Origin of the sequence: Aromatoleum diolicum, from assembly GCF_012910955.1 — a bacterium.
Taxonomy (GTDB): domain Bacteria; phylum Pseudomonadota; class Gammaproteobacteria; order Burkholderiales; family Rhodocyclaceae; genus Aromatoleum; species Aromatoleum diolicum.
Genome location: NZ_WTVQ01000002.1, coordinates 101,996 through 125,036 on the forward strand (window position 1 = coordinate 101,996; position 23,041 = coordinate 125,036).

General features: G+C 65.0%; 22 protein-coding genes. 10 read left to right on the plus strand and 12 right to left on the minus strand.

Annotation, left to right across the window (positions count from 1 at the left end; all coding sequences use genetic code 11):
• Positions 1-6: 6 nt before the first annotated feature.
• From GPA25_RS01665 to GPA25_RS01675, 3 genes are read right to left on the minus strand one after another with little or no spacing between them, the layout of a single operon-like run.
• Positions 7-1,200 (minus strand): 3-hydroxybenzoate 6-monooxygenase, encoded by a 1,194-nt coding sequence (locus GPA25_RS01665; RefSeq protein ID WP_169258609.1) that lies wholly within the window; start codon positions 1,198-1,200, stop codon positions 7-9.
• 60 nt (positions 1,201-1,260) lie between these two features.
• On the minus strand, positions 1,261-1,971 hold the full coding sequence (locus tag GPA25_RS01670) for a fumarylacetoacetate hydrolase family protein (RefSeq protein ID WP_169258610.1): 711 nt from the start codon (positions 1,969-1,971) through the stop codon (positions 1,261-1,263).
• 31 nt (positions 1,972-2,002) lie between these two features.
• Positions 2,003-3,040 carry a cupin domain-containing protein gene (locus GPA25_RS01675; RefSeq protein WP_169258611.1) on the minus strand — a complete coding sequence of 346 codons (1,038 nt, stop codon included), beginning with the start codon at positions 3,038-3,040 and terminating at the stop codon, positions 2,003-2,005.
• A 173-nt stretch (positions 3,041-3,213) separates the two neighbouring features.
• Here GPA25_RS01675 and GPA25_RS01680 point away from each other — a divergent pair, with 173 nt between their 5' ends.
• From GPA25_RS01680 to GPA25_RS01700, 5 genes are all read left to right on the plus strand, one after another.
• Complete coding sequence (locus tag GPA25_RS01680) at positions 3,214-4,131, plus strand: LysR family transcriptional regulator (protein ID WP_169258612.1); 918 nt, start codon at positions 3,214-3,216, stop codon at positions 4,129-4,131.
• Positions 4,132-4,230: 99 nt separating this feature from the next.
• The gene (locus tag GPA25_RS01685; protein WP_169258613.1) at positions 4,231-5,475 is read left to right on the plus strand and encodes a cystathionine gamma-synthase family protein; all 1,245 of its coding nucleotides are present in this window, start codon (positions 4,231-4,233) and stop codon (positions 5,473-5,475) included.
• A gap of 68 nt (positions 5,476-5,543) precedes the next feature.
• Entirely contained in the window at positions 5,544-6,179 is a 636-nt protein-coding gene (gene tmpT / locus GPA25_RS01690; RefSeq protein ID WP_169258614.1) for a thiopurine S-methyltransferase, read from the plus strand.
• 88 nt (positions 6,180-6,267) lie between these two features.
• Entirely contained in the window at positions 6,268-6,753 is a 486-nt protein-coding gene (locus tag GPA25_RS01695; RefSeq protein ID WP_169258615.1) for an adenosine-specific kinase, read from the plus strand.
• A gap of 122 nt (positions 6,754-6,875) precedes the next feature.
• Positions 6,876-9,326 carry a bifunctional diguanylate cyclase/phosphodiesterase gene (locus tag GPA25_RS01700; protein WP_169258616.1) on the plus strand — a complete coding sequence of 817 codons (2,451 nt, stop codon included), beginning with the start codon at positions 6,876-6,878 and terminating at the stop codon, positions 9,324-9,326.
• A 44-nt stretch (positions 9,327-9,370) separates the two neighbouring features.
• Here the strand turns inward: GPA25_RS01700 and GPA25_RS24165 are convergent, their stop codons facing one another.
• The gene (locus tag GPA25_RS24165; protein ID WP_281357674.1) at positions 9,371-9,502 is read right to left on the minus strand and encodes a hypothetical protein; all 132 of its coding nucleotides are present in this window, start codon (positions 9,500-9,502) and stop codon (positions 9,371-9,373) included.
• A gap of 128 nt (positions 9,503-9,630) precedes the next feature.
• Here GPA25_RS24165 and GPA25_RS01705 point away from each other — a divergent pair, with 128 nt between their 5' ends.
• Positions 9,631-11,160 (plus strand): diguanylate cyclase domain-containing protein, encoded by a 1,530-nt coding sequence (locus GPA25_RS01705; protein WP_169258617.1) that lies wholly within the window; start codon positions 9,631-9,633, stop codon positions 11,158-11,160.
• 63 nt (positions 11,161-11,223) lie between these two features.
• On the opposite strand, the gene GPA25_RS01710 is transcribed toward GPA25_RS01705, so the two are convergent.
• The 3 genes from GPA25_RS01710 to GPA25_RS01720 all read right to left on the minus strand — a co-directional run bounded on the left by GPA25_RS01710 (position 11,224) and on the right by GPA25_RS01720 (position 14,769).
• Positions 11,224-11,979, minus strand: a complete 756-nt coding sequence (locus tag GPA25_RS01710) for a cytochrome c family protein (RefSeq protein ID WP_169258618.1) — start codon at positions 11,977-11,979, stop codon at positions 11,224-11,226.
• A 209-nt stretch (positions 11,980-12,188) separates the two neighbouring features.
• Positions 12,189-12,740 carry a hypothetical protein gene (locus GPA25_RS01715; RefSeq protein ID WP_169258619.1) on the minus strand — a complete coding sequence of 184 codons (552 nt, stop codon included), beginning with the start codon at positions 12,738-12,740 and terminating at the stop codon, positions 12,189-12,191.
• 325 nt (positions 12,741-13,065) lie between these two features.
• Positions 13,066-14,769 carry a PAS domain S-box protein gene (locus tag GPA25_RS01720; RefSeq protein WP_246265208.1) on the minus strand — a complete coding sequence of 568 codons (1,704 nt, stop codon included), beginning with the start codon at positions 14,767-14,769 and terminating at the stop codon, positions 13,066-13,068.
• Positions 14,770-15,180: 411 nt separating this feature from the next.
• On the opposite strand from GPA25_RS01720, the gene GPA25_RS01725 reads away from it, so the two are divergent.
• The gene (locus GPA25_RS01725; protein WP_169258620.1) at positions 15,181-15,597 is read left to right on the plus strand and encodes a CopG family transcriptional regulator; all 417 of its coding nucleotides are present in this window, start codon (positions 15,181-15,183) and stop codon (positions 15,595-15,597) included.
• 31 nt (positions 15,598-15,628) lie between these two features.
• Entirely contained in the window at positions 15,629-16,960 is a 1,332-nt protein-coding gene (locus GPA25_RS01730) for an extracellular catalytic domain type 1 short-chain-length polyhydroxyalkanoate depolymerase (RefSeq protein WP_169258621.1), read from the plus strand.
• A 53-nt stretch (positions 16,961-17,013) separates the two neighbouring features.
• Here the strand turns inward: GPA25_RS01730 and GPA25_RS01735 are convergent, their stop codons facing one another.
• The 4 genes from GPA25_RS01735 to GPA25_RS01750 form a co-directional block, all read right to left on the minus strand.
• Positions 17,014-17,502, minus strand: a complete 489-nt coding sequence (locus GPA25_RS01735) for an RES family NAD+ phosphorylase (protein ID WP_169258622.1) — start codon at positions 17,500-17,502, stop codon at positions 17,014-17,016.
• Positions 17,502-17,957, minus strand: coding sequence for a type II RES/Xre toxin-antitoxin system antitoxin (parS, locus tag GPA25_RS01740; RefSeq protein ID WP_169258623.1), 456 nt, complete (start codon positions 17,955-17,957; stop codon positions 17,502-17,504). The genes GPA25_RS01735 and parS overlap by 1 nt, the downstream gene beginning before the upstream one ends.
• 121 nt (positions 17,958-18,078) lie before the next feature.
• Positions 18,079-18,984 (minus strand): YihY/virulence factor BrkB family protein, encoded by a 906-nt coding sequence (locus GPA25_RS01745; protein ID WP_169258624.1) that lies wholly within the window; start codon positions 18,982-18,984, stop codon positions 18,079-18,081.
• A gap of 156 nt (positions 18,985-19,140) precedes the next feature.
• Positions 19,141-19,653 (minus strand): inorganic diphosphatase, encoded by a 513-nt coding sequence (locus tag GPA25_RS01750; RefSeq protein ID WP_169258625.1) that lies wholly within the window; start codon positions 19,651-19,653, stop codon positions 19,141-19,143.
• A gap of 100 nt (positions 19,654-19,753) precedes the next feature.
• On the opposite strand from GPA25_RS01750, the gene GPA25_RS01755 reads away from it, so the two are divergent.
• On the plus strand, positions 19,754-21,145 hold the full coding sequence (locus GPA25_RS01755; protein ID WP_169258626.1) for an ethanolamine ammonia-lyase subunit EutB: 1,392 nt from the start codon (positions 19,754-19,756) through the stop codon (positions 21,143-21,145).
• An 86-nt stretch (positions 21,146-21,231) separates the two neighbouring features.
• A complete protein-coding gene (gene eutC / locus GPA25_RS01760; RefSeq protein WP_169258627.1) occupies positions 21,232-21,987 on the plus strand; it encodes an ethanolamine ammonia-lyase subunit EutC in 756 nt (251 codons plus the stop codon).
• Positions 21,988-22,002: 15 nt separating this feature from the next.
• Here the strand turns inward: eutC and GPA25_RS01765 are convergent, their stop codons facing one another.
• Entirely contained in the window at positions 22,003-23,010 is a 1,008-nt protein-coding gene (locus GPA25_RS01765; protein ID WP_169258628.1) for a nucleoid-associated protein, read from the minus strand.
• Positions 23,011-23,041 lie beyond the last annotated feature (31 nt).

The following is a 23,041-nucleotide window of genomic DNA, read 5'->3' on the forward strand; positions in this document are numbered from 1 at the left end:
CACGGTTCAGCCCTTCGCCAGGCAGTTATCGACGTTCCAGCCGTACAGCCACTCCATCGCGTCATAGAAACGCTCGGGCGTGCGGCCCTTCCACAGGTCGTTGCGCACCAGGCGCTCGACACCCTTGGCGTGGTAGATGCGTCCCATCTCGCGCGAGGACAGCACGATGCGTGCGGTGCGGGCGACGCGCGAACGCTGATACAGGTCGAAGGCCTTCGCGAAGTCGTTGCCATTGACGCGCAGCGCCTCGCCCAGCGTCACCGCATCTTCGAGGGCCATGCACGCGCCCTGCGCCATGTATTGCGTCGTCGGATGCGCGGCATCGCCCAGCAGCGTGACACGGCCGAAAGACCACTGGCCGATCGGCTCGCGGTCGGCGGTCGCCCAGCGCTTCCAGCTCTTCGGCAGGTCGATCAGCTGGCGCGCCTTCGGGCAGATGCCCTGGAAGTAGCTCTGCACCTCCTCCGCGCTGCCCTCGGTGACGCCCCACTCTTCCTTGTTGCGGCTGTGGAAGGTCACGACGACGTTGTACTGCTCGCCGCCGCGCAGCGGGTAATGCACCAGATGGCAGTTCGGGCCGACCCAGATGCTCGCGGCGTTCCACTGCAAGTCCTCGGGAAAGTCCTTCTTGTCGATCACGGCGCGATAGACGACGTGGCCGGTGACGCGCGCCGGGTCATTGACGTACTGCGCCCGCACCACCGACTTCACGCCGTCGGCGCCGATCAGCGCGATGCCGCGATGGGCCGTGCCGTGCTGGTCATATACGGTGACGCTGTCGGCGTCCTGCTCGACGCGATCGACGCGGGTCGAGGTCAGGAATTCGACGCGGCCGGTTTCCTGCGCGCCTTCGAGCAGAGACAGATGCACGTCGACCCGGTGAATCACCGCATATGGGTTGCCGAAGCGCTTGCGGAAGGCTTCGTCGGTCGGGATGCGGCCGACCAGCGCGCCGTCGATCGCGTCGTGCATCACCATCTCGTCGGTAAACACCGAACGGGCACGCGCCTTGTCGCCGACGCCGAGCGCGTCGAAAGCGTGGAAAGCGTTGGGGCCGAGCTGGATGCCGGCGCCGATTTCACCGATCTCGGGCGCCTGTTCCAGCACCTTCACCGAAAAACCCTGACGCACCAGCGCCAGCGCGGCTGCCAGACCACCAATACCGCCCCCTGCGACGATTACCGGAAGTTGCTGAGTCATGTTGTCTCCTCCAAAGCATTCAATCGGCTGCGGTCAGTAACCTGCCGCTGCCGTCGGGGTTCACTCGGCGGCGCCGATGGTCAGTTCGATGTCGCCAACGTTGTCGATGTGGCCGACGAGTTTGTCGCCGGACTTCACCGCGCCGACGCCTTCCGGCGTGCCGGTGTAGATCAGGTCGCCCGGCTGCAGGTGGTAGAACTTAGACAGGTCGGCGATCAGTTCCGGAATGCTCCAGATCAGCTGCGACAGGTCGGCCGACTGGCGCGTCTGGCCATTCACGGCGAGGTTGATCGCGCCCTTCTCCAGCACACCCAGGTTGCCGACCGGCACGATCTCGGCGCAGATCGCCGACAGCTCGAAGTCCTTGCCCAGATCCCACGGACGGCCCTGTTCGCGGGCAACCAGCTGCAGATCGCGGCGCGTCATGTCGAGGCCGGCGGCGTAGCCATAGATCAGGCTTGCAGCGTCGGCTTCGGCGACACGGAAGCCCGGTGCGCCGATCGCGACGACGAGTTCCATCTCGTAGTGGTAGTTCGAGGTGCCGGTCGGATACGGCACGGTGGCACCGGATTCGACCAGCGTCGCAACGCCCTTGGTGAAATAGAAGGGCTGCGCATTGGCCTTGTCGACCGGCACGCCCATCTCCACCGCATGCGCGTGGTAGTTGCGGCCGACACAGAAGATGCGGTTGACCGGGTAACGAGCCTCGATGCCGCGCACCGGCAGTGAATACACGGGCGGCGGGTTCCACAGATAATTGGCTTGAGTCATGTGCTTTCTCTCTTGATCGTTGAAGTTGGGGTCAGGCGCGGACTTCATAAACGCCGAGCTTCTTGTGCAGCGGCGTTTCGTCGGCGATGAACACGAATGCCGGCTTGTCGGCGGAACGATTCTTCAGCGTCACCGGCGTGTAGCCGGGCGCGCAGCAGGTGTCGGCTTCGGCCAGCGTGAACACGCTGTCGTCGACGCTGATCTCGCTGCCGCCTTCGATCTGGTGGAACACCATCGCCGGCGAACGCGCGGGCAGCCGCAGCGTCTCGCCCGGACGCAGCATCAGCGCCGAGAAGCCGAGGATGGCCTGGCAATCGGCACCGTTTTCCGGATTGACGTAGGCGACCTGCACCGCCTCGATGCCGGGCTGGGCCGCAGCCAGCGCCAGCAGCGCGGCACGCACATCGGCCCACGGATAACGCAGCATCGGGAAGCGCTTGTCGGCGCGCGCAAAGATCGGCGAAGGCACCACACCGCCGCGCTGGTAGGCGCGCTCGGTGGCCTCGGCGATGACCGTCTGGGCCTTGCCCTCGGTAACGTAGGACGCTTCCATGTAATACACGAGCGGCAGATCGAGCACGTCGAGCCACACTACCGGCTGCGTGCCGTCATGACCATGTTCGTGCCACAGGCCGGTCGGCGTCAGGATCAGGTCGCCGCGGCTCATCGGGCACTTCTCGCCATCGACCGTCGTGTAGGCGCCCTCACCTTCGACGATCATGCGCACCGCGTTCGGCGTGTGCTTGTGCGCCGGCGCCCATTCGCCCGGCAGCAACAGCTGCATGCCGAGGTAGATCGACGAACTCGCCTGCATCTTCTCCAGACCGTGGCCCGGGTTCGCCAGCACCAGCACGCGACGCTCGGCCTTTTCGATCGGGGTCAGCTCACCCGCCTGGATCAGCAGCGGACGCAGGCCTTCGTACGACCAGTGAATGGGGCGCGTGCGTTGGGCGGGCTTTCCGGGCGGCAGCACCGAGCGCAGGCTGGGCCACAGCGGCACGAGATTCCGTGCGGTGAGTGCTTCCCGGTACGCTACGGGTAAGTCGTCGAGTCGACCTAGTTCCTGCATTTTGTCTATTCCTCCATCCGGTGCATCGCCGCCCCGCTTAAGCACTGAAACCTTGTTCCAGATCAAAGCAAGCGGCGATTTGTTGTGGTGGACGCAATTTATCGATCGATAAGTATTCCGTCGAGACGATGCATGAAATACTATTTATTCGAATTTCGAATAGAGAGATCGCGATGAGCACACCCGACCTGCGCCTGCTGATGGTGTTCGACGCGATCTACAAGACACGCAGCGTCAGCCGCGCCGCCGAAGCGCTGGACCTCGGCCAGCCGGCCGTCAGCATTGCGCTGGCGAAGCTGCGCGAACACTTCTCCGATCCGCTGTTCGTGCGCACCTCGGCCGGCATGGACCCGACCGCCCTCGCCGAGGAACTCGTCAGCCCGATCCGGCATGCGCTCGATTCCATCAACGAAGTGCTCGGCCACCGCAGCGTCTTCGACCCCGCCTCGTCGGACCGCACTTTCCGCGTGTGCATGACCGACATCACGCACCTGGTGCTGCTACCGAAGCTGTGGCGGCAACTGCGCGCCACCGCACCCGGCATCCGCATCGCGATCGAGCCACTTTCCGCCGACACCGGGCGGATGCTCGAATCGGGCGAAGCGGATCTCGCGGTCGGCTTCATCCCCGACCTCGAAGCCGGCTTCTACCAGCAGGCCCTTTTCCGCCAGCATTACGTCTGCCTCGCCAGTGCGGACCATCCCCGCATCCACAACGGCCTCAGCCTCGAGCAGTTCGAAGCCGAAGATCACGCCGTCTTCAGCACTTCGGGAACCGGGCACCAGGTCATCAATCACGAAATCGCCCGCCAGGGCATCAAGCGGCGGATCGTCCTGAACATCCCGAACTTCCTCGGCGCCGCCTTCGTCGTCGAACACACCGACCTGCTGATGACAATCCCGCGCCGCCTCGGCGAACTCCTGCGAGGGCGCGGCGAATTCAGCATCTTCCCGGTCCCGTTCCCGCTACCGGACTACACCATCAAGCAACACTGGCACGCGCGCTTTCACCACGATCCGGCCAATCGCTGGCTGCGCGGGGTGATTGCGGGATTGATGTCGGAGATGGGCTCCGATACGGTGGCACCGTGAGCGGGACGGGCACGGGCATACCGATACCAACGCACGTATTGCCCTGCCCTGCTAACTGATCTGGGCGCCGATCGGGTCAAGCTGATATATCCTTCAAAGATGCATTTATCAGCCGACAATCGTGCGCTCAGCACAGACAATGTCCATTCTGATCGCCGCTTCGGTGTCGAACACGGAGGGATCCACAAGCCGATTCACACCTCGGTGCAGTACGGTTTCGACCGCGTCGAGGACCTGATCGGCGCTTTTCAGGGCACCTACAAGGGTGGCTACCAATACGCGCGTCAAGGCACGCCGACCACGGCCGCCCTCGAAGCCAAGATCACCGCGCTGGAGGACGGCGTGGGAACGGTGTGCTTCGCGACCGGCATGGGCGCGATCGCGGCGACTTTGCTCACGCTCCTGCGTGCAGGCGACCACCTTGTCGCAAGCCGGTACGTCTTCGGCAACACGAACAGCCTCTTCGGCACCGTTGAGGGCCTGGGGATCGCCGTCGACAAGGTCGACGCCTGTTCCGTCGAGGCCGTCGCCGCGGCGATCCGCCCGGAAACGCGCATGGTCTTCGTCGAGACCATCGCCAATCCGCGAACGCAGGTCGCGGATCTCGCGGGCATCGGCCAGTTGTGTCGCGAGCGCGGGCTCATCTACGTGGTCGACAACACGATCACCTCGCCGGCACTGTTCCGGCCGCGCGCAGTCGGTGCGAGCCTGGTGATCAACTCGCTGACCAAGACGATCGCCGGCCACGGCGAGGCGCTGGGTGGGGCCGTGACGGACACCGGGCTGTTCGACTGGCCCCCCTACCCGAACATCTTCCCGTCCTATCGCAACGGTGACCCCATCGGCTGGGGGCTGCTGCAGATCCGCAAGAAAGGCCTGCGCGACATGGGCGGCACGCTGTCGTCGGACCAGGCCCATCGCATCAGCATCGGCAGCGAGACCCTGGCGCTGCGCGTGAAGCAGAGCAGCAGCACGGCGCTCGCGCTGGCGCGGTGGCTCGAACGACATCCGAAAGTCGATGCGGTCCACTACCCATTTCTGCCGTCACACGCCGAACACGAGCGCGCCACGAATCTCTTTGCTGCCGGTTCTTGGTTGCTGAGCTTCGAACTGCGCGACCCGTCGTCGATGGTCGACGTCCTCAACCGCCTCACCCTGCCGATCAAGGCCACAGGCCTCGGCGACACGCGCACCTTGATCATTCCGGTCGCGCCCACCATCTTCTGGGAAGCGGGTCCGGAGGCACGCGCAGCGATGGGGATTGCCGAGGGCCTGATCCGCGTCTCCGTGGGTCTCGAAGACGAAGCCGACCTGATCGCCGACTTCGACCGCGCCCTCCAGTAAAACCGCTCGCCCCACCATCGCTTCGGGCTCGTCGAGATCTTCAACACCTTTCTTCATGGTCAAAGAACATGGACGCAGATTTCTGGCATCGCAAGTGGGCGAACAACGAGATCGGCTTTCACGGGGACGCGGTCAATCCGATGCTCGTGAAGCATTTACCGGCACTCGCGCTTGAAAAGGGCCGGCGCTTGTTTCTCCCCTTGTGTGGCAAGACGCTGGATATCCACTGGCTGCTGTCGAATGATTACCGCGTCGCGGGAGCGGAGCTGAGCAGGCTTGCAGTCGAACAGCTCTTCGCCGAACTCGGTGTCGAACCCACGCTATCGACCTGTGGCCCCATCCAGCGCTTCAGCGCAGACAATGTCGACGTCTTCGTCGGCGACATCTTCGATCTGTCGGCCGAGCTCCTCGGCCCGGTCGACGCCATCTACGATCGCGCCGCCCTGGTCGCCCTCCCCGACGCGATGCGTGCCCGATACACGCCCCACCTGATGCAGATCACGGTCCAAGCTCCGCAACTGGTTCTCTGCTTCGAATACGACCAGAGCTTGATGGCAGGCCCGCCGTTTTCGATTTCAGGCGAGGAGGTGAGCCGACACTATCGTGGAACGTACGGGGTGACGCTCCTCGACAGGATCGACGTTCCCGGCGGGTTCAAAGGCAAGATTGCTGCGACGGAGAGTGTCTGGCTGCTCGAGCGGTGAGTGGGCTGTGGTCAGACCGTCCGAGGCAGCACGCGTGCCGTGGGGGGTGCTATGGTGAAAGCGGTAGGCGTGCGAGGAGCGAGCTCTCATGAACCTGATTGCCGTAAGGATCGACAAGCCGGAGCCGATCAACTTCATTCTCGGCCAGACGCATTTCATCAAGTCAGTCGAAGACATACATGAAGCGTTGTTCACTACAGTACCGGGCATACGCTTCGGACTCGCGTTCTGCGAGGCGTCGGGCGACCGCCTGATACGCTGGTCGGGCACTGACCCGGCGATGATCGCGCTTGCGCAGCGCAACGCGGAGGCGATCGGCGCCGGACACAGCTTCATCGTCTTCCTTTGTGAAGGCTACTATCCGGTGAATGTCCTGAGTGCGATCAAGCAGGTGCCCGAGGTGTGCGGCATCTTTTGCGCGACGGCCAACCCTGTCGAAGTGGTGATCGCCGAGACGGAGCTGGGGCGCGCAATCATCGGGGTGGTCGACGGCTTCCCGCCCCTCGGTATCGAGGACGAGGCGAAGATCAGCGCCCGCAAGGAGTTGCTGAGGCACATCGGTTACAAGCTTTGAGCGCCCGCGGCGCGCGCGAAAAGCCCCGTGGGGTTCAACCTTGAGGCAACCGGGCGGTCTAATTTTCGTGCTGCCGGCGTGGTGCCATGGCCGGACCAGCGACGCATGAGAGGCTTGCCATCATGAACGCGAAACTGTCGGCTAAGGGCGGGCCACCCGCGGTGCCCCTTCTGGAAGGTCGGTCGGCGAACAGGGCCCTGGTCGCACTGCGTGTGGTCCACGCCACGCTGCGGGCCGTGACCGACGAGGCGCGTCTGCTGCAGGACATCTGTAAAGCGGTGATTGCGACCGCCGGATACCGGTTCGCGGCGATCCATTACGCCGACGCCGAGTGCCGTACGCTGCGGAGCGTCGCGTCCAGCGGCCTGGCGCCGGACAACCGTGCCGAGCGGGGACTGCTGGAACTCGGTAGCGAACCGGAAGCGGAACCGTTACGGGATGCGATTCGCGCAGGACGGCCGTTCGTCGTGCCGGGTGCTGCCGACGCCGGCGATCCCGATGCGGCGGACAGTGCCGATCGGCCCACCGGGGGCCCGCCGTTCGTTGCCGTGTTGCCGCTGGCGAGCCGCATCAAGGTGCCTGGCGTGCTGCTGATCGCCACGGACTGCGCCGACGGTTTCAGCCCCGAGGCGATAGACCTGCTGCAGGAAGCGGCGGATGGCCTTGCCTACGGCATCGCCGCGCTGCGGCGCGCGCTGCGCCATGCAGAAGCCGAAAAAGCCTTGCAACGCGTCAACCGCGCGCGCAAGACGCTCAGTGCTGTCAACCGTTCGCTGGTCCGCGCGACCGAGGAGCGCGCGCTGCTCGAGGATATCTGCCGCATCATCGTTGAAGAGGGTGGCTATCGCCTGGCGTGGGTCGGCTACGTGCAGCACGACGAAGCGAAAAGCATCGCGGTGATGGCCCATTGCGGCATCGACCGCGAGTTTCTGGATGCGCAGGGCCTCACCTGGGGCGAAGGCGAGCGCGGGCGCGGTGCCACCGGCGTGGCAATCCGCACCGGGCATCCGAACATCGGCCGCATTGCCCGTGACGATCCGGATTTCGCCCCGTGGCGGAAGGAGGATCTGCGACGGGGACTTCTTGCGTTCAGCGCTTTTCCGCTGCGTCTCGGCGACGAGATCCTGGGCAATCTGACGATCGCGGCCGGCGAACCGGACGCCTTCGATGAAGCCGAAGCCGATCTGCTGGGCGAGCTCGCCGACGATCTCGCCTTCGGCATCGCCACGCTGCGCCTGCACCAGAAGAGCCGCGAAGCGCAGGAAACGATCAAGCGGATGGCGGAGCAGGACTCTCTGACCGGCCTGCCGAATCGCTGGCGGCTGCGCATGCGACTGGCAGCGGAAATCGACGCCGCGAAGTCGTGCAGCGGCCCCCTTGCCTTGCTTATCCTCGGTGTCGACCATTTCCAGGAGATCAACGAGACCCTCGGCTACCAGCAGGGCGACGCAATGCTGTGCGAGATCACCGCGCGTATCGGCAAGGTGATTCCGGACTCCGCGAACATCGCGCGCGTCGGCGAATCGGAGTTCGCGATCATGCTGCCGCACGCCGACGCGGCCGCCGCCTCGCGCACGGCGCAACGCCTGCTGCTCGAACTGCTCGAACCGGTGGCGATCGGCGAGATCATGCTCGACGCCGGCGGAAGCATCGGCATCGCGGTGTTCCCCGGCCACGGCAACGAGCCCGACGTCCTGATCCGCCGCGCGAACGTCGCGATGCACCAGGCACGCCACCAAGGACACGGCCACGCGATCTACACCGGCGGCCGCGACCGCGAGTGCGCCCAGCGACTGGCCCTTATCGGAGACCTGCATCGCGCCATCGATCAAGGCCAGATGCGGCTCTATTGCCAGCCCAAGGTGCGCTTCTCGAACGGTGCCGTGTGCGGTGTCGAAGCCCTGGTGCGGTGGGAACATCCGCAGCGGGGCACGCTCTGGCCGAGCGACTTCATCGGCCTTGCCGAGCATAGCGGACTGATCAGCCCGCTGACCGACTGGGTGATGCAGGCTGCCTTCCGGCAAAGCTACGTCTGGCGCGAATCGGGCCTCATCATGCCGGTGGCGGTCAATCTGTCGGCGCGTGACCTGCGCGATCCCAAGCTGATCGAGCGAGTGCGCAACCACTTTGCCACTTGGGGGGTAGACCCCGAGTCGGTGCAGTTCGAACTCACCGAAAGCGCGCTGATGCAGGACCCGCAAGGCAGCTACGACAGCCTGCGCCGCCTGAAGGATCTCGGCAGCGACCTCTTCATCGACGACTTCGGCACCGGCTACTCGTCGCTCGCCTACCTGCAGAAGCTGCCCGTCGACGCGATCAAGATCGACAAATCCTTCGTCGAGGACATGCTGTCGAACAGCGATTCCGCGGTGATCGTGCGCTCGACGATAGACCTCGCGCACGATCTCGACCTCGAAGTCGTTGCGGAGGGCGTCGAGAATCGCGCCGGATGGGAGCACCTGTCGGCGCAGGGCTGCGACGTGGCACAGGGCTACATCATCAGCGAACCGCTCCTCGCGGAATCATTCGCGAAATGGAAGTGGGTGGGCACGGCGGATCCGGGCGTGCATTGATCTCGGCGCAATTCGACAGCGAGAGCCGGGGTGCAATGTCCCGCTCAGGGGCAGAGAGGATCGCCGTTCGAATCACTGTTTCGCGCGCCCATGAGTTCGCGGCAGATTCGGCGTATCGTCGTCTGCACCGGCCCGATCGCCAGCTTATCCAGCTCCTCAAAGTTGAAATATTCCATGTCGGCCGGCGCTTTGGCGGTCTAAAAAGAATTCATGTCTTGATCGTTGTGAATTGCGCGGTTCGGCATCAGGCGAATGGCGTTCAAGTGGGTCAATATCCGTTTGTTTCAGCTCTGAACGGGGCAAAATGAAACACGCTGGCATCGAAAATCGCCATTCCGACCCGTTATACGCAGAGCAGGTAAGGCTGCTCTACGAGGGTGCGCCACTCGCCTATACCGTAACGCTGATCAACGGAGCGATCCTCGCTTATATTCAGAGTGCATTGATTCCCATTACCGTCGTGCTTGCGTGGTATGGCTGCCTGTTGTTCGCAACAGTGCTCCGGGCCCTGGTCACATGGCGTTACAGCAGGGTCAAACCGGGCCGGGATCAAGTCCGTTTCTGGAACATTGCCTATGTGATTGGCGCAGCGGTCGCCGGCAGCGTTTGGGGCGCGGCGGGCTTGGTGCTGTTTCCATTCGATTCGATCGCGCATCAGGTGTTTGTCGCGTTTGTTCTGGCCGGCATGGCCGCGGGGGGTATCAGCGTACTGGCGCCGCGAATGGAAGCCTGCGTGGCCTTCCTGTTGCCTGCCCTGCTGCCGCTTGCCGTTCAATACCTGACACTGCGCACCCCGTTGCAGACGGCGATGGGCGTCATGACGCTGATCTTCCTCGCAGCCCTGTCGTTTTCTGCGTGGAACTTCCATCGCGTGATCCGCACCTCCCTGCATCTCCGGTTCGACAAACTGGAACTGGAAGCCGAAATCGCGCGACGCGAGCGCGCCGAGGAGCGGCTTTTTCAGGAAAAGGACAGGCTGCAGACGACCGTGAGTTCCATCGGCGAAGGCGTCGCCTTGATCGACGCCGACGGTCGCATCGAATACATCAATCCTGTCGCGGAACAACTTTTCGGCCAGCGTAGTCAGCATGCCTTGCACCGCCCGCCGAATGAAGTGTTCGACTGCTTCGACGATCAAGGCGAGCGCATTAGCACCGCGCTGGAAGACTGCCTGCTTTCGGGCACGCCGCAAAAGAAGCAATGTGTCTTGTATGACAAGGACAAAGTGAAGTATGTCGTCGAAGAAATCGCCACGCCGCTGCTGGACCGCCTTGGCACACTGGTAGGTGCCGTCTCGGTATTTCGTGACGTGACGGAGGCGCAGCAACTGACCGAACAACTGATGCACGCCGCCGATCATGACGTGCTTACGGGGCTGCCAAACCGCAACTTGTTAATGGATCGGACCAGGCAGGCGATTGCGCGGGCGCACCGCAAACATGGAAGCTTTGCCCTGCTGTTCGTGGACCTGGACGAGTTCAAGGAGGTCAACGACACCATGGGACACGCCAGCGGCGACGCGCTCTTGGTGGATGTCGCCAAGCGTCTTAGCGACTGCGTGCGCGACGAAGACACCGTCGCCAGGTTCGGCGGGGACGAATTCGTCGTCCTGCTCGACAATCTGACGCACCAAAACCAGGTCGAAGCCATCGCCAACAAGATTCTGCGCACCTTGCGCGAGCCTTTCCAGCTCAGCGCGAAGTCCGCCACCGTTGGCGCCAGCATCGGCTCCAGCCTGTACCCCCGTGACGGCCTGGATGCAGAAAGCCTGCTCTGCCACGCCGACACGGCGATGTACCGCGCTAAGCGAATGGGGCGCAATCAGATCGCGTAAAGAGCAAAAACTCCCCTGGCGTTTTGCACACGCCCATCGGATCGCCCAGCTCGCTGCCGGCCGCTATTTCTCCGGCAAGGTTTGCGTCAATGCCAGGAGATCGGCGATCGTTGCATCGGGCAGGGTGATCAGCGAGATCATCGGGATTCCCGGCTGACCGAAGCGCGCCTTGTGCATGAACTCCCACGGGTTTTCGCGGGCCACCGTGCCAACGTACTCCGGGGTCTCCTGCGTGCCGAAATTCAGGGTCTTGCCATCGAAGCCGTGACATACGGCGCAGATCGTCTGGAAATACGGCGCGCCACGACCGGGCTCGCCGCGCGACTTGCGCGTGGTTCGATCAATGTGCAGGTCCATGTCGATCTGCCCCAGGCTGACGAAGAGCGCCAGCTTTTCCATCTCGCCGCGCGCGATCATCGCCTCGCTGTAGCCGTGGGTGCCGTCGGTGAGGACTTTCAGGATCGCCTTCGGATCGGCGCCGACCATGGCCCGCAGCCCCTTGATGCCGGTCTGGTGAGACCCCTTTGCGTAGGCGCCGTCGGCGCCTTTGTAGTCCCAGCCGTGACACTCCTTGCAGCGCCAGGTCGCAGCGCCCTTCTGCTTGCTGGCGGCCGGATATGCCGGGTGCGTCTCGTTGGGCAGCTCCTTGCCGAGGACCTTGGCCCAATTATCGTAAAGCTGCCCGCCGCGCGCGATATCCCAGACCTGGCTACGGGTGCCGGCGTCATCGGCGGCGGCGGAGATCGGAAATCCTGCGGTCGCGGCCAAGGCCAGGCCGCTCAGGATCACCCCGAAAAATTGCTGAGCATGGTGAGCCATGATCTCCCTCCCCGCATTGACATTGAAAATGCAATCGGCACCTACCTTCTATGTGTTTAGCACCGGGTGGAGTGAAAGGATAGGCAGCCGCTCCAACCGACGGGCGCAAAAAAAAGTGCCGCCGGCTGAACGCGGACGTTTCAGCCGGCGGCACGAAGCTTGGTGAACGGCGGAAGCGGACTTAATGAGCGAGCATCACGCCCGTGTCGTCACGCCGCGGCGCGTCGGTCCGGAAAATCGATCATCATTTCGTGCTGACGACGGTCGGCAAAGAACCAGGGCTCGTGGGCGGCACGCTGCGTCCCGCCGGTGCGGGCACTCACCGAGGGGAAACCCGGTATGGCCGACAGGTTCGCCCGGGCGGCAGTCAGCAACGCGAAGCAGGACGCTGCGAGTGCATCGATGCGCTGGAGGTGCTCCGGGCTCAGCGGGGAAAATGCGTCCTCGGGATTCAGTGCCACGGAGGTCGAGGCCTGACGCAGCGACATCTCACCGATGGCCACATTCGCGGCCTCGATCTGAATCTGTTGCAGCCGTTCCCCCAAGGCCACGAGGACAGTGTTCATCCTGGTGATGGTCCGCATCGTCGGCAGATGGCGTTCAGAGCCCGACCGGGCGTCCGCCGCAGTCGTCTGCGAATCGGCCGATTCTTCGACGTTGCCGCCGGCCTCTTGCCACGCCAGCGTCGCACTCACCTGCTGTTCCCAGGAAACGCCATGGGTTTCCGGCAGGTCGAGCGGCGGGATGAACTCGCGCTCCAAATCTTCGGTCCGGATGCTTTTGGTCGTTACATTTTCCATTTCAAGTCTCCTCCAGTGATTTTCCGTTTACGGTCTGATGCCGACTGCGGTTCAGTCGCGACAGGAACGCGCCCAAGAAAACAATTTTGAACCACATTGACCGCATAACCGATACCGCCGTTCCAGTATTGTTGCGATCGATTGTTACAAGAGACGTACTCGACTTGGGGGCTGGCGAAATCGATACCGCAATCCCGCTTGCAGGGCGGATGGGCCGAATGCGCCATGCGCGGCGGGCACGCAGGCCTTAGCCTAGCCGCCAATCGCCGGAAAGCTTGGGCGGGCCTTACGCGTCCAGGGTGTCGCGCACCGTCTGCGCGAGATCCTCGATCGCGTAGGGTTTGCTGATCAAGCGGACCTCGGAGCCCAGCGCTTCGAGCTGCTGGATCGCGTTGCCGGTGTAGCCGGAGGTGTAGAGCACCTTCAGCCCGGGGCGTCGCAGCTGTGCCTGGCGGGCGATCTCCGGGCCGTTCATGCCGCCGGGCAGGACGACGTCGGTGAAGAGGAGATCGACGTCGGGTTCCGCGTCGAGGATCGTGATGGCTGCCTTGCCGTGGGACGCCTCGAGGATGCGGTAGCCGAGTGCCGTGAGGAGACGGCAGACAAGATGCCGGACGTCCTCCTCGTCCTCGACGACGAGAATGGTCTCCCGGCCGGTAGGCTGCGGTACGGGCGCCTCGGCGGTCGTCGCCGTAAAATCGATCGGGCTGGTGAGCTCCGGCAGGAACAGCTTCACCGTCGTGCCCATGCCCGGCTCGCTGTAGATCTTCACGTGCCCGCCCGACTGCTTGACGAAGCCATACACCATCGCGAGGCCCAATCCGCTGCCCTTGCCGGTGTCCTTAGTGGTGAAGAAAGGTTCGAAGGCCCGCGCCGCGACTTCCGGCGGCATGCCGGTGCCTGTATCGGACACGGCGAGCATCACATAGGGTCCGGGATTCACGTCGCTTTCGAGCGCGGCATAGTGTTCGTCAAGCCGCACCGCGGCGGTTTCGATCGTCAGCGTGCCACCCTGCGGCATCGCGTCGCGTGAATTGACGGCCAGGTTGAGTAGCGCCGATTCAAGTTGCGTCACATCGGCCATCGCGCGCGGCAGATCCGCAGACTCGGCCACCATGATCTGCACCTGCTCGCCCAGACTGCGCCGCAGCAGGCTCGCCATGCCGGCGATCATCTCGTTGAAATCCACCGGTACCGGCGCGAGCCGTTGCTTGCGCGAAAAGGCGAGGAGCGTCCGGTTCAGGTCGGCGCCGCGCTTCGCGGCCTTCAGCGCGCCCTTGATCAACTCGTCGGCCGCGGCGTCGCCCTGGACACGCCGCGCAAGGAGCTGCAGATTGCCCATGACGACCGTCAGCAGGTTGTTGAAGTCGTGCGCCACCCCGCCGGTGAGCTGGCCCACTGCTTCCATCTTCTGAGCCTGGTGCAGCGCCAGCTCGGCGGCGTGACGATCGGCCATCTCGGCCTGCAGCGCCGCGTTGGCCTGCTCAAGCTCGGCGGTCCGCTCGCGCACCCGCAATTCGAGTTCGTTGCGCGCTTCGTGCAGCGCCTGCTGGGCTTCGCGGCGCTCGGTGATGTCGCGGATGGACGCCGAAACGAGCACCCCTGCGTCGGTGTGCAGCGGGCTGAGGCTGATTTCGATGGGTACTTCGGTGCCGTCCTTGCGCCGGCCGGCGAGGTCGAGCCCGGTGCCCATCGGTCGCACCGAAGGATGTCCGATGAAGCGGTCGCGCTTTTCGACGTGGCCCGCTCGCGCCGATTCCGGCACCAGCATCTCGATCGCCATGCCGAGAAGTTCCTCACGCGGATAGCCGAAGAGATCCTCGGTCTGCGCATTCACCAGCACGATCCGGCCGGCCCGGTCGACCACCACGATCGCATCCGGCGCCGCTTCGATCAGCTCGCGGGAACGCCGTTCGAGAGCCTTCTGGGCCAGGCTGACCCTGAGTCGGGCAATCTGAACGGCAGATGATTTCTTGGCGTTTTTCATCATTTACACCTCACGGGTGCCGAATCACGCCTCGCGGCGGGGCAGATTTCGATTCGTGACATCGTAGTCCGGTTCGCCTCGCGGTCCGGCGTTAATCGATCACATTGGCGGGCGACTATAAAACCCCTTCCGCGGAGCCGGGCCGCAGCTTCGATGTCAGTGGTCGGGCAGGAAAGAAATCAGAACGTGATTGTGCACAGGATAGGAGGATCGCAACGTACGCGTACAGCTAAACCACACCACGTCGGATATCGCCACAAGCGGCGGTGGCAGCAGACCACACAGCAATCGCCGGCCTGCCAAACCCCGTGCCATTCGGCCCCAAGCCTGGCGTCCGGCTCGACAATTTCGGCTACTTGACTTTTGGGACTTACGGGCCACAATACCATCCATACAGATGGCAAGGGGATGGTGATGAGTGTTCACGAGCTTCGCCCGAAGGCTGGAGAAACGACCGAGAAAATCACGATCAACCTCGGGGTCGTCGACCTCGGGCAGATCGACCTGCTGGTCCAGGAAGGTTTCTATTCGAATCGCACCGATCTCATCCGCACGGCGATCCGCAATCAGTTGGCCACCCATGCCGACGTGATCCGGGACACGGTCGCCCGCAAGACTTTCGTCCTCGGCCTGCAGCACTACACCCGCCGCGATCTGGAGGCGGTGCAAGCGGCCGGACAGACCTTGCAGATCCAGGTGCTGGGCCTCGCCAGCATTGCCGACGATGTACCTCCCGAACTCGCGCTGGCCACGATCGATTCGATCGTCGTGCTCGGCGCGCTACATGCCAGTGCAGCAGTCAAGGCTGCGTTGGCAGACCGAATCAGGTGACGCAGTTGCGCCACGCCAGGAGATTCACCACATGAATGCACGACTCAACTCCGATTTACTCGAGGCCACACGCCTGACGCGGGCGGGCCAGTTGTTCGAAGCGACGGCGCTCATTCAACGCGCGCTTCGCGGCGCCGCGGCGCCCGATGTTGCGGCCGACACCGGGGCCGCAAGCCGCACCGCGGAACCGCCGATCGAGGGGCACTGCCGCGTCATCGACACCGGCCCCTTCGTGGCGGGCACCGAACCGCCGGACGCCCCCCCCGATCACCTGCACGGTCCCGGTGCGCCAACCGGTGAGCACACCTTCGCGCCCCCGCCGCCACGCTTCGGCGCAGCCCTGCGCGAGAAATTGTTCAAATTCCGCAGCCCCGCGCCGGCGTTCGAACCGATCGTTCCCGAGCGCGTGCCCGACGCCGTGCCGGACGGTGCCCGCTTCATCACCGGCTCGTACACGAACCCGGCGGGTACGCGCAGCTACAAGTTGTACGTACCGAGCGCTTATCGCGGGCAAGCGCTACCCTTGATCGTCATGCTGCACGGCTGTACGCAGAATCCCGATGATTTTGCCGCTGGCACCCGCATGAACGAGCAGGCCGAGAAGCAGCCCTGCCTCGTTCTCTATCCCGCCCAATCGGCCCACGCGAACGGGTCGAAATGCTGGAACTGGTTCAAGCCTTCGGACCAGCGAGCCGACGCGGGCGAACCGTCGCTGATCGCCGGCATGACCCGCGAGGTTGCAGCCAGCTTCAACGTCGATCCGCGGCGCATCTACGTCGCAGGCCTGTCGGCCGGTGGCGCGATGGCGACGACGATGGCGATGACCTACGCCGATATCTATGCCGCCGCCGGCATCCATTCCGGATTGCCTCACGCCACCGCGCACGATCTGCCGTCGGCGCTCGCCGCGATGCAGGGAAACGCGGCGCCCGCCCGCCGCGGGACGACCCGCGCTGACACGGGCCGACCGGCTGTGCGCGCGATCCCGATCATTGTTTTCCACGGCGACCGGGATGCGACGGTACATCCCCGCAACGGGGAGCAGGTGATCGTGCAGTTTGCGTCGTCCGAGGCCCGCGCTTGCGAGCGGCCCGAGACAGATGCGAACCCGCGCGTGAACGTGGAACGGGGCCAGGTGCCGAATGGCCGCGCCTACACGCGGACCACCTATCACCACGCGAGCGGCTCACCACACGTCGAGCAATGGACGATTCACGGTGCCGGTCACGCATGGTCCGGCGGCAGCACGCGGGGCACCTACACCGACCCTCGGGGACCGGACGCGACGGCGGAAATGCTGCGCTTCTTCTTCGCGCATTCTTTGGACGAGATTTCTGCACGGAACACAGCGTCGCCCGAGTGATCGAGTGCTACGTGCTCTCGCGCCGGCGATTGCAGTGACGGGTCGCCGGCAGCTTATTCGGCCAAATTGAAACCGGAATCCTGTTTCCCGAAAAGGCGCAGATCGGTGATGAATTCCTGCGGCTGCCCGATCGCGATTTTTGCAAACGACGGGTGTAACGGGTTCAGCAGGTAGTTGGTTTCCGAGGGAATCACGGCGCTCGGCACGGCCAGCACGGCGGCCGACTTGCGTTTACCCCATTCGCTGCCGATGGCCTGCAACTGCTCGCGCGCGGCGAGACTGCGCCAGTCGTCGGGGAGCTCTTCGGCAACGATGCGCTCGATCTTCAGGTTTTTGGGCAGCGTGGCCGGGATCATGACGTAGCGGGCGCGCAGCGGTTCGTCCTGCACGAGCATTTCGAGCATCGCCAGCGACTGGCTCCCGGCGGTGTACACCATCGGCGTGCCCTTGCGGTTCCAGCGTCCGCCGTACAGGCGGGCCCCCTCGCCCGAGAATGCGGTCTCGGCGAAGCGGGCCGTCAGCAGCCGCCACACCGTGAGCATCAGGCGAAAACGCCGTGCTCGATGCGCCCCAGTGTATCCAGCACGCTTTCCGCGCCGATGTCGGTGTCCATCAGGGACAGCGGGATGACCCCGGCGAGCGCCGCGTTGGGCGATTTCAGCCAGTTCAGGGCCGCGTCCAGATCCTCGAAGACCGCGTCGGCGCGCTCCACCACACGCGCCAGGCGCACCAGTCTGGCCGACTCCTCGCTGTTGAGCGTGCCCTCCTTCTTGCGCCGGGCCAGGGTACGCTCGGGGATGCCGAGTGCAACGGCAAGCTCGGCCTGGGTTACGCGCAGGGTTTTCGTCACCGCATCGACGGCTGCCGAGGAAATTCCCCGGCGAATGACCGACACCCAATCCAGCGCGGTACGCGGCTTCGCGTGCAGCACGCCGATGCCGCCGAGCAGCGATTCGATGGAGTGACCGACAGGGATGGTTGCTGCGTGTGATGTCATGCTTGCACCCACTTATTGCCAACTGGCATCCAGTATAGGCAATTTTGGCGCAACCAGCCAATTCGACCGCACGCTGATCGGCCGCAGTCCGGGCACGTTACGCCCGGGATCCGTTGTGCCATCAGGGGTCCTGCATCAACTCCCGGTGCATGCGCACGGCGGTCACCCGCGGGCGCACGACGAGGCCACGCGCCTGCACGTTGGCACGCGTGAAGGCGGCGCCCAGCAGGAGGATCAGCGACGAATAATTGACCCACATCAGCAGCAGCACCAGCGAGCCGGCCGCGCCATAGGTCGATGCGGTGGCCGTCGTCGACAGATAGAGCGCGATCAGTGCCCGGCCAAACGCGAACAGCAATGCTGTCACGAAGGCCCCCAGCCACACGTCGCGCCAGTCCAGCACGACATCCGGCAGCACGCGGAAGATCGTCGCGAACAGCAGCGTCACGACGAACAGCGACACCACGCTGTCGAGCCCGAGCAGCAGCGGCGCCGGAACCGGCACCCGGTCCTGCGCGAACACCACCAGCGCCTGCACCAGCACACTGAGCAGCAGCGACACCAGCAACACGAAACCGATCCCGAGTACCACGGTCAGGGACAGCAACCGCCCCTTCAGGTAGATGGAGACACTGCTGCGCGTCGGCCGCGGGGCCACGCCCCAGATCGCATTCAGCGCGTTCTGCATCTGCGCGAACACCGTGGTCGCACCGAACAACATCGCCCCGATCCCGGCGAGCGTCGGCAGGATGCCGCTGCGTTCGATGCGACTGCCCTCCACCGCCGTCTGCACGGCTGCCGCCGCCTCCGGCCCGATCGCAGCCTCCAGTTGCTGCGCGATCTGGCCCTGCGCCGCCTCATCGCCCAGCACCAGTCCGACGATGGTCACGGCGACGATCACCACTGGTGCAATGGAAAACACGGTGAAGAAAGCCAGGGCCGCGGCATGCACGAACACCTGCGCCTCCAGCCACAAATGCACTGTCGCCTTCATCACTCCGAACCAGTAGCGCAGCCAGTCCCTCATCGTCCGTCACCCGCTCGTCGTTCAGATTCCTCTTTTATCCGATGCATGCCGCATCGGGCAAGCGTTGCGCACGCGACATCCCTTCGCGGCGTCGCCAACAGGCGCGGACGATCGCGACGGTCCGTCGCCACGCCCGGCCGCCCGGACTCGATTGGCTCAGAACGTAACGGGCGGTCCCGCCCACGCTTCGTCTCGCGGGCGCGCGCGCGCCAGCGCATCCGCGGCATCGCACCAACCCTCGCAGGCATTGCGCCCGCCGTAGCGGCGCCAGAAGTTCAGCAAGCCCTTGCACTTCGCATAAAAGCGGAAGAACCGCAGCACCGCACTGCGTTCGCTCGGGCTCGGGCGATGATCGCTGCACACGAGTTTGTCGTCCACCATGCCGCGGTCGACCAGGATCACGGCGCCCCAGGCGCTGGTCTTGAGGCGGGTTCCGCGCGGCAATCGGGGGCCGAGCACCAGTGCGTCGAGCAGATCGCCCTCCTGCCCGAGGTAATCGGGTACGGAGCCGTAGTTGAACGGGCACGGCAGCGGCGAGATGAAGTCGATGTGACCGGTGGAGCCGCGTTTTAGAAAACTTCCGCGCGGAATCTCGATCACTACCTCCAGCTCGAGCGCTGCGGGCACTGCCTCGTCGCTCCGGCGGCGATTGAAGTTTGCGTCGTTCATGCTGCAAGCCTACGCCTGTCCGCCCCGAACCACTATCGCGGGACGGAATCTCGGAGCAGTATTCCGAGCAGGCCGCGCAACGGCCAATCGGGGGATGGAAATGGCCTACGCGTGCGCCATCGGCACCCGCAACCACCGCTTCGCCGACCTTCGCGAGCTGCTCGCCAAGGCGTCGCCGCCACGCTCCGGCGATCAACTCGCGGGGATCGCCGCGGCCAGCGCCGTCGAGCGCATGGCGGCGCGCATGTGCCTGGCCGATGTGCCGCTCGCCACCTTCCTCGGCGAGCCGCTGATTCCATATGAGACGGACGAAGTCACCCGCCTGATCCTCGACAGTCACGACGCGGCGGCCTTCGCCGAAATCTCGGCGCTCACCGTCGGTGACTTCCGCGACTGGCTGCTCGCCGACACGACCGATAGCGCCACGCTCGCCCGCGTCGCACCGGGCATCACGCCGGAAATGGCGGCCGCGGTCAGCAAGCTGATGCGCAACCAGGATCTGATCCTCGTCGCCAGCAAGTGCCGCGTCGTCACGCGCTTTCGCAACACCATCGGCCTGCCGGGGCATCTGGCGGTGCGCCTGCAGCCGAACCACCCCACCGACGATCCGAAGGGCATCGCCGCGTCGATGCTCGACGGTCTGCTATACGGGTGCGGCGATGCGGTGGTCGGTGTCAATCCGGCGGGCGACAACCTGCAGGCCATCATCAGCCTGCTGCACATGCTCGACGAGGTGCGCAGCCGCTTCGACATTCCCACCCAGACCTGCGTGCTGACGCACGTCACCAGCACGCTGCAGGCGATCGAACAGGGCGCGCCGGTGGACCTCGTGTTCCAGTCGATCGCCGGCACGGAAAAAGCGAATGCGGCGTTCGGCGTCAGCCTCGCGCTGTTGCGCGAGGCGCGCGACGCGGCCTTGTCGCTCGCACGCGGCACGCTCGGCGACAACGTGATGTATTTCGAAACCGGCCAAGGCAGCGCGTTGTCGGCCGATGCGAACTTCGGCGTCGATCAGCAGACCTGCGAGGCGCGCGCGTATGCGGTGGCGCGCGAGTTCAAGCCGCTGCTCACCAATACCGTGGTCGGCTTCATCGGCCCCGAATACCTGTACGACGGCAAGCAGATCATCCGCGCCGGGCTCGAGGATCATTTCTGCGGCAAATTGCTCGGCGTGCCGCTCGGCTGCGACGTCTGCTACACGAACCACGCCGAAGCCGACCAGGACGACATGGACACGCTGCTGACGCTGCTCGGCACGGCCGGCGTCACTTTCATCATGGGCGTGCCGGGCGCCGACGACATCATGCTCAACTACCAGAGCACCTCATTCCACGACGCGCTCTACCTGCGCGCCCTGCTCGGCTTGCGGCGTGCGCCCGAATTCGAAGCCTGGCTGGAGAAGATGCAGGTCACGGACGCCGCCGGCCGGCTGCTGCGCGGCCCCTCGCCGCCCTTGCTGGCTGCCGTCGGCGCTCTCGGAATCGGTGACTAGGATGAAACACCCCCCCACGCTCACTGCGTCCGAGAAGGGCCGGCTTTGCACAGCCGACCCGTTCGGCAGGCCCGGCGCGTACTGACATGACCGACATGAAATCCGCCGATCCCTGGCAGGCCCTGCGCCGCTTCACCTCCGCGCGCATCGGGCTCGGCCGCGCCGGTGCGAGCCTGCCGACCGCAGAGATCCTGCGTTTCGGCCTCGCCCACGCCGAGGCGCGCGACGCCGTGCATCTGGCGCTGGATGTCACGGCGCTCGAAGCGGCGCTGCGCACCCGGCACGGCCCCGGCCTTGTCGTGCATAGCCGTGCGCCGAACCGCGCGAGCTATCTGCTGCGCCCCGATCTCGGCCGGCGCCTCGACGACGCTTCCGCTGCGCTGATCTCGCAGGCGGCCGGACAGCCCCCACAAGGCCACGACCTCGCTTTCGCCATCGCCGACGGCCTCTCGGCACTCGCCGTACAGCGCCACGCGCCGGCCTTGCTCGACGCCCTCCGGCCGCTGCTGCCGCCGGACTGGACCCTCGCCCCGCCGGTGATCGCGGTGCAAGGGCGGGTCGCGCTCGGCGACGAGATCGGCGAACGGCTCTGCGCCCGCATGCTGGTGATGCTGATCGGCGAACGCCCGGGCCTGAGTTCGCCTGACAGCCTCGGTGCCTACCTGACCTGGGATCCCCGCGTCGGACGCAGCGACGCGCAGCGCAACTGCGTCTCGAACATCCGGCCGGAAGGCCTGGATTACCCCGCCGCGGCAAAAAAGATCGCGTGGCTGCTGACCGAAAACCGGCGCCTGCAGCTGAGCGGCGTCGGACTCAAGGAACGCAGCGACCTGCTCGCCTGATCCTTCCGTCAGCGCTCAGTCTTCGAGCAACATCCGCTTCAGATGGTCCGGGATGTTCGACAGCACCAGCGTCTCCGAGTCCTTGTCGTAATGCACCGCCCCGGAACGCAGGCTGCTGCGGTCGAATTCGAGTTTCCATTGCTGCGCGTTGGCCCTGAAGCGGATCAGCGGCCGCAGCGCGCGGCGGTCCGGCACGAAACCGCTCGCCAGTTCCAGCGCCTCGTCATGCAGCGTCTCGCGCAGGCGTTCGGGGGCGCTCGGCCACACCTCGCGGGCGATCGAGTCGAGACTCAGCGGCGCGCTGGTTTCGCCCAGTTCGTCGAGGTACACGTGGGCGCGCTCGAGCAGCGCGTCGCGCACCGGCGCCTCCAGCTGCTGCGTTTCGGCGAAGTGGCCGAGGGTCTGCACCAGCTTCTGCGTTTCCTTCAAGGCGATGACCACATCGTTGCAGCCGAGGAACAGCTTGAAGTATTGGGCGACGTCGCCACGTCCCTTCAGGAAGCTGATGTAGCGCTCGGCGCCCTGCTGCCAGGCGCTGAGGTCGATGCGGCCGGCCACGCGCAGGGCGGCCAGATCGAGCTGCGGACTGTCGATGATCTCCAGCCGGCCGCCGATCGCGGTGCCGACCGTCTCGGTGAGGATCGCCACCCACAGGCAGTCGGCCCCCAGTTCGCGCACCCGCGCGATCAGCACGAAACCGCCGCCGCCCAGATCCTCGCCTTCGGCGCGCTGCCGCAGGTGCTCCATCATCCGCTGCGACAGCGTCGTGAAATCGATGCTCTGATCCACGACGTGCTGGCGAACGAGGCCCGGCATCGGAAAGTTCGCCTCGTCATCCTCGAACTTGCCATAACCCTTGCCCGGCCGCGCCGCGTAATGCCGGCAGAGTCGCTCGACGAGCCGCGCGGCGGATTCGGTGACGGGGTTGGTGCCCGCGCGCACTTCGATACTCGTTGCGCCCTGCGGCTCCTGGATCAAGCGGTGAATGACGAGGTCGGAGATCGTGTTTTGCAGTTCGGTCATGCGGAGAATTCTGGAAGCCGGGGGCGGCGAT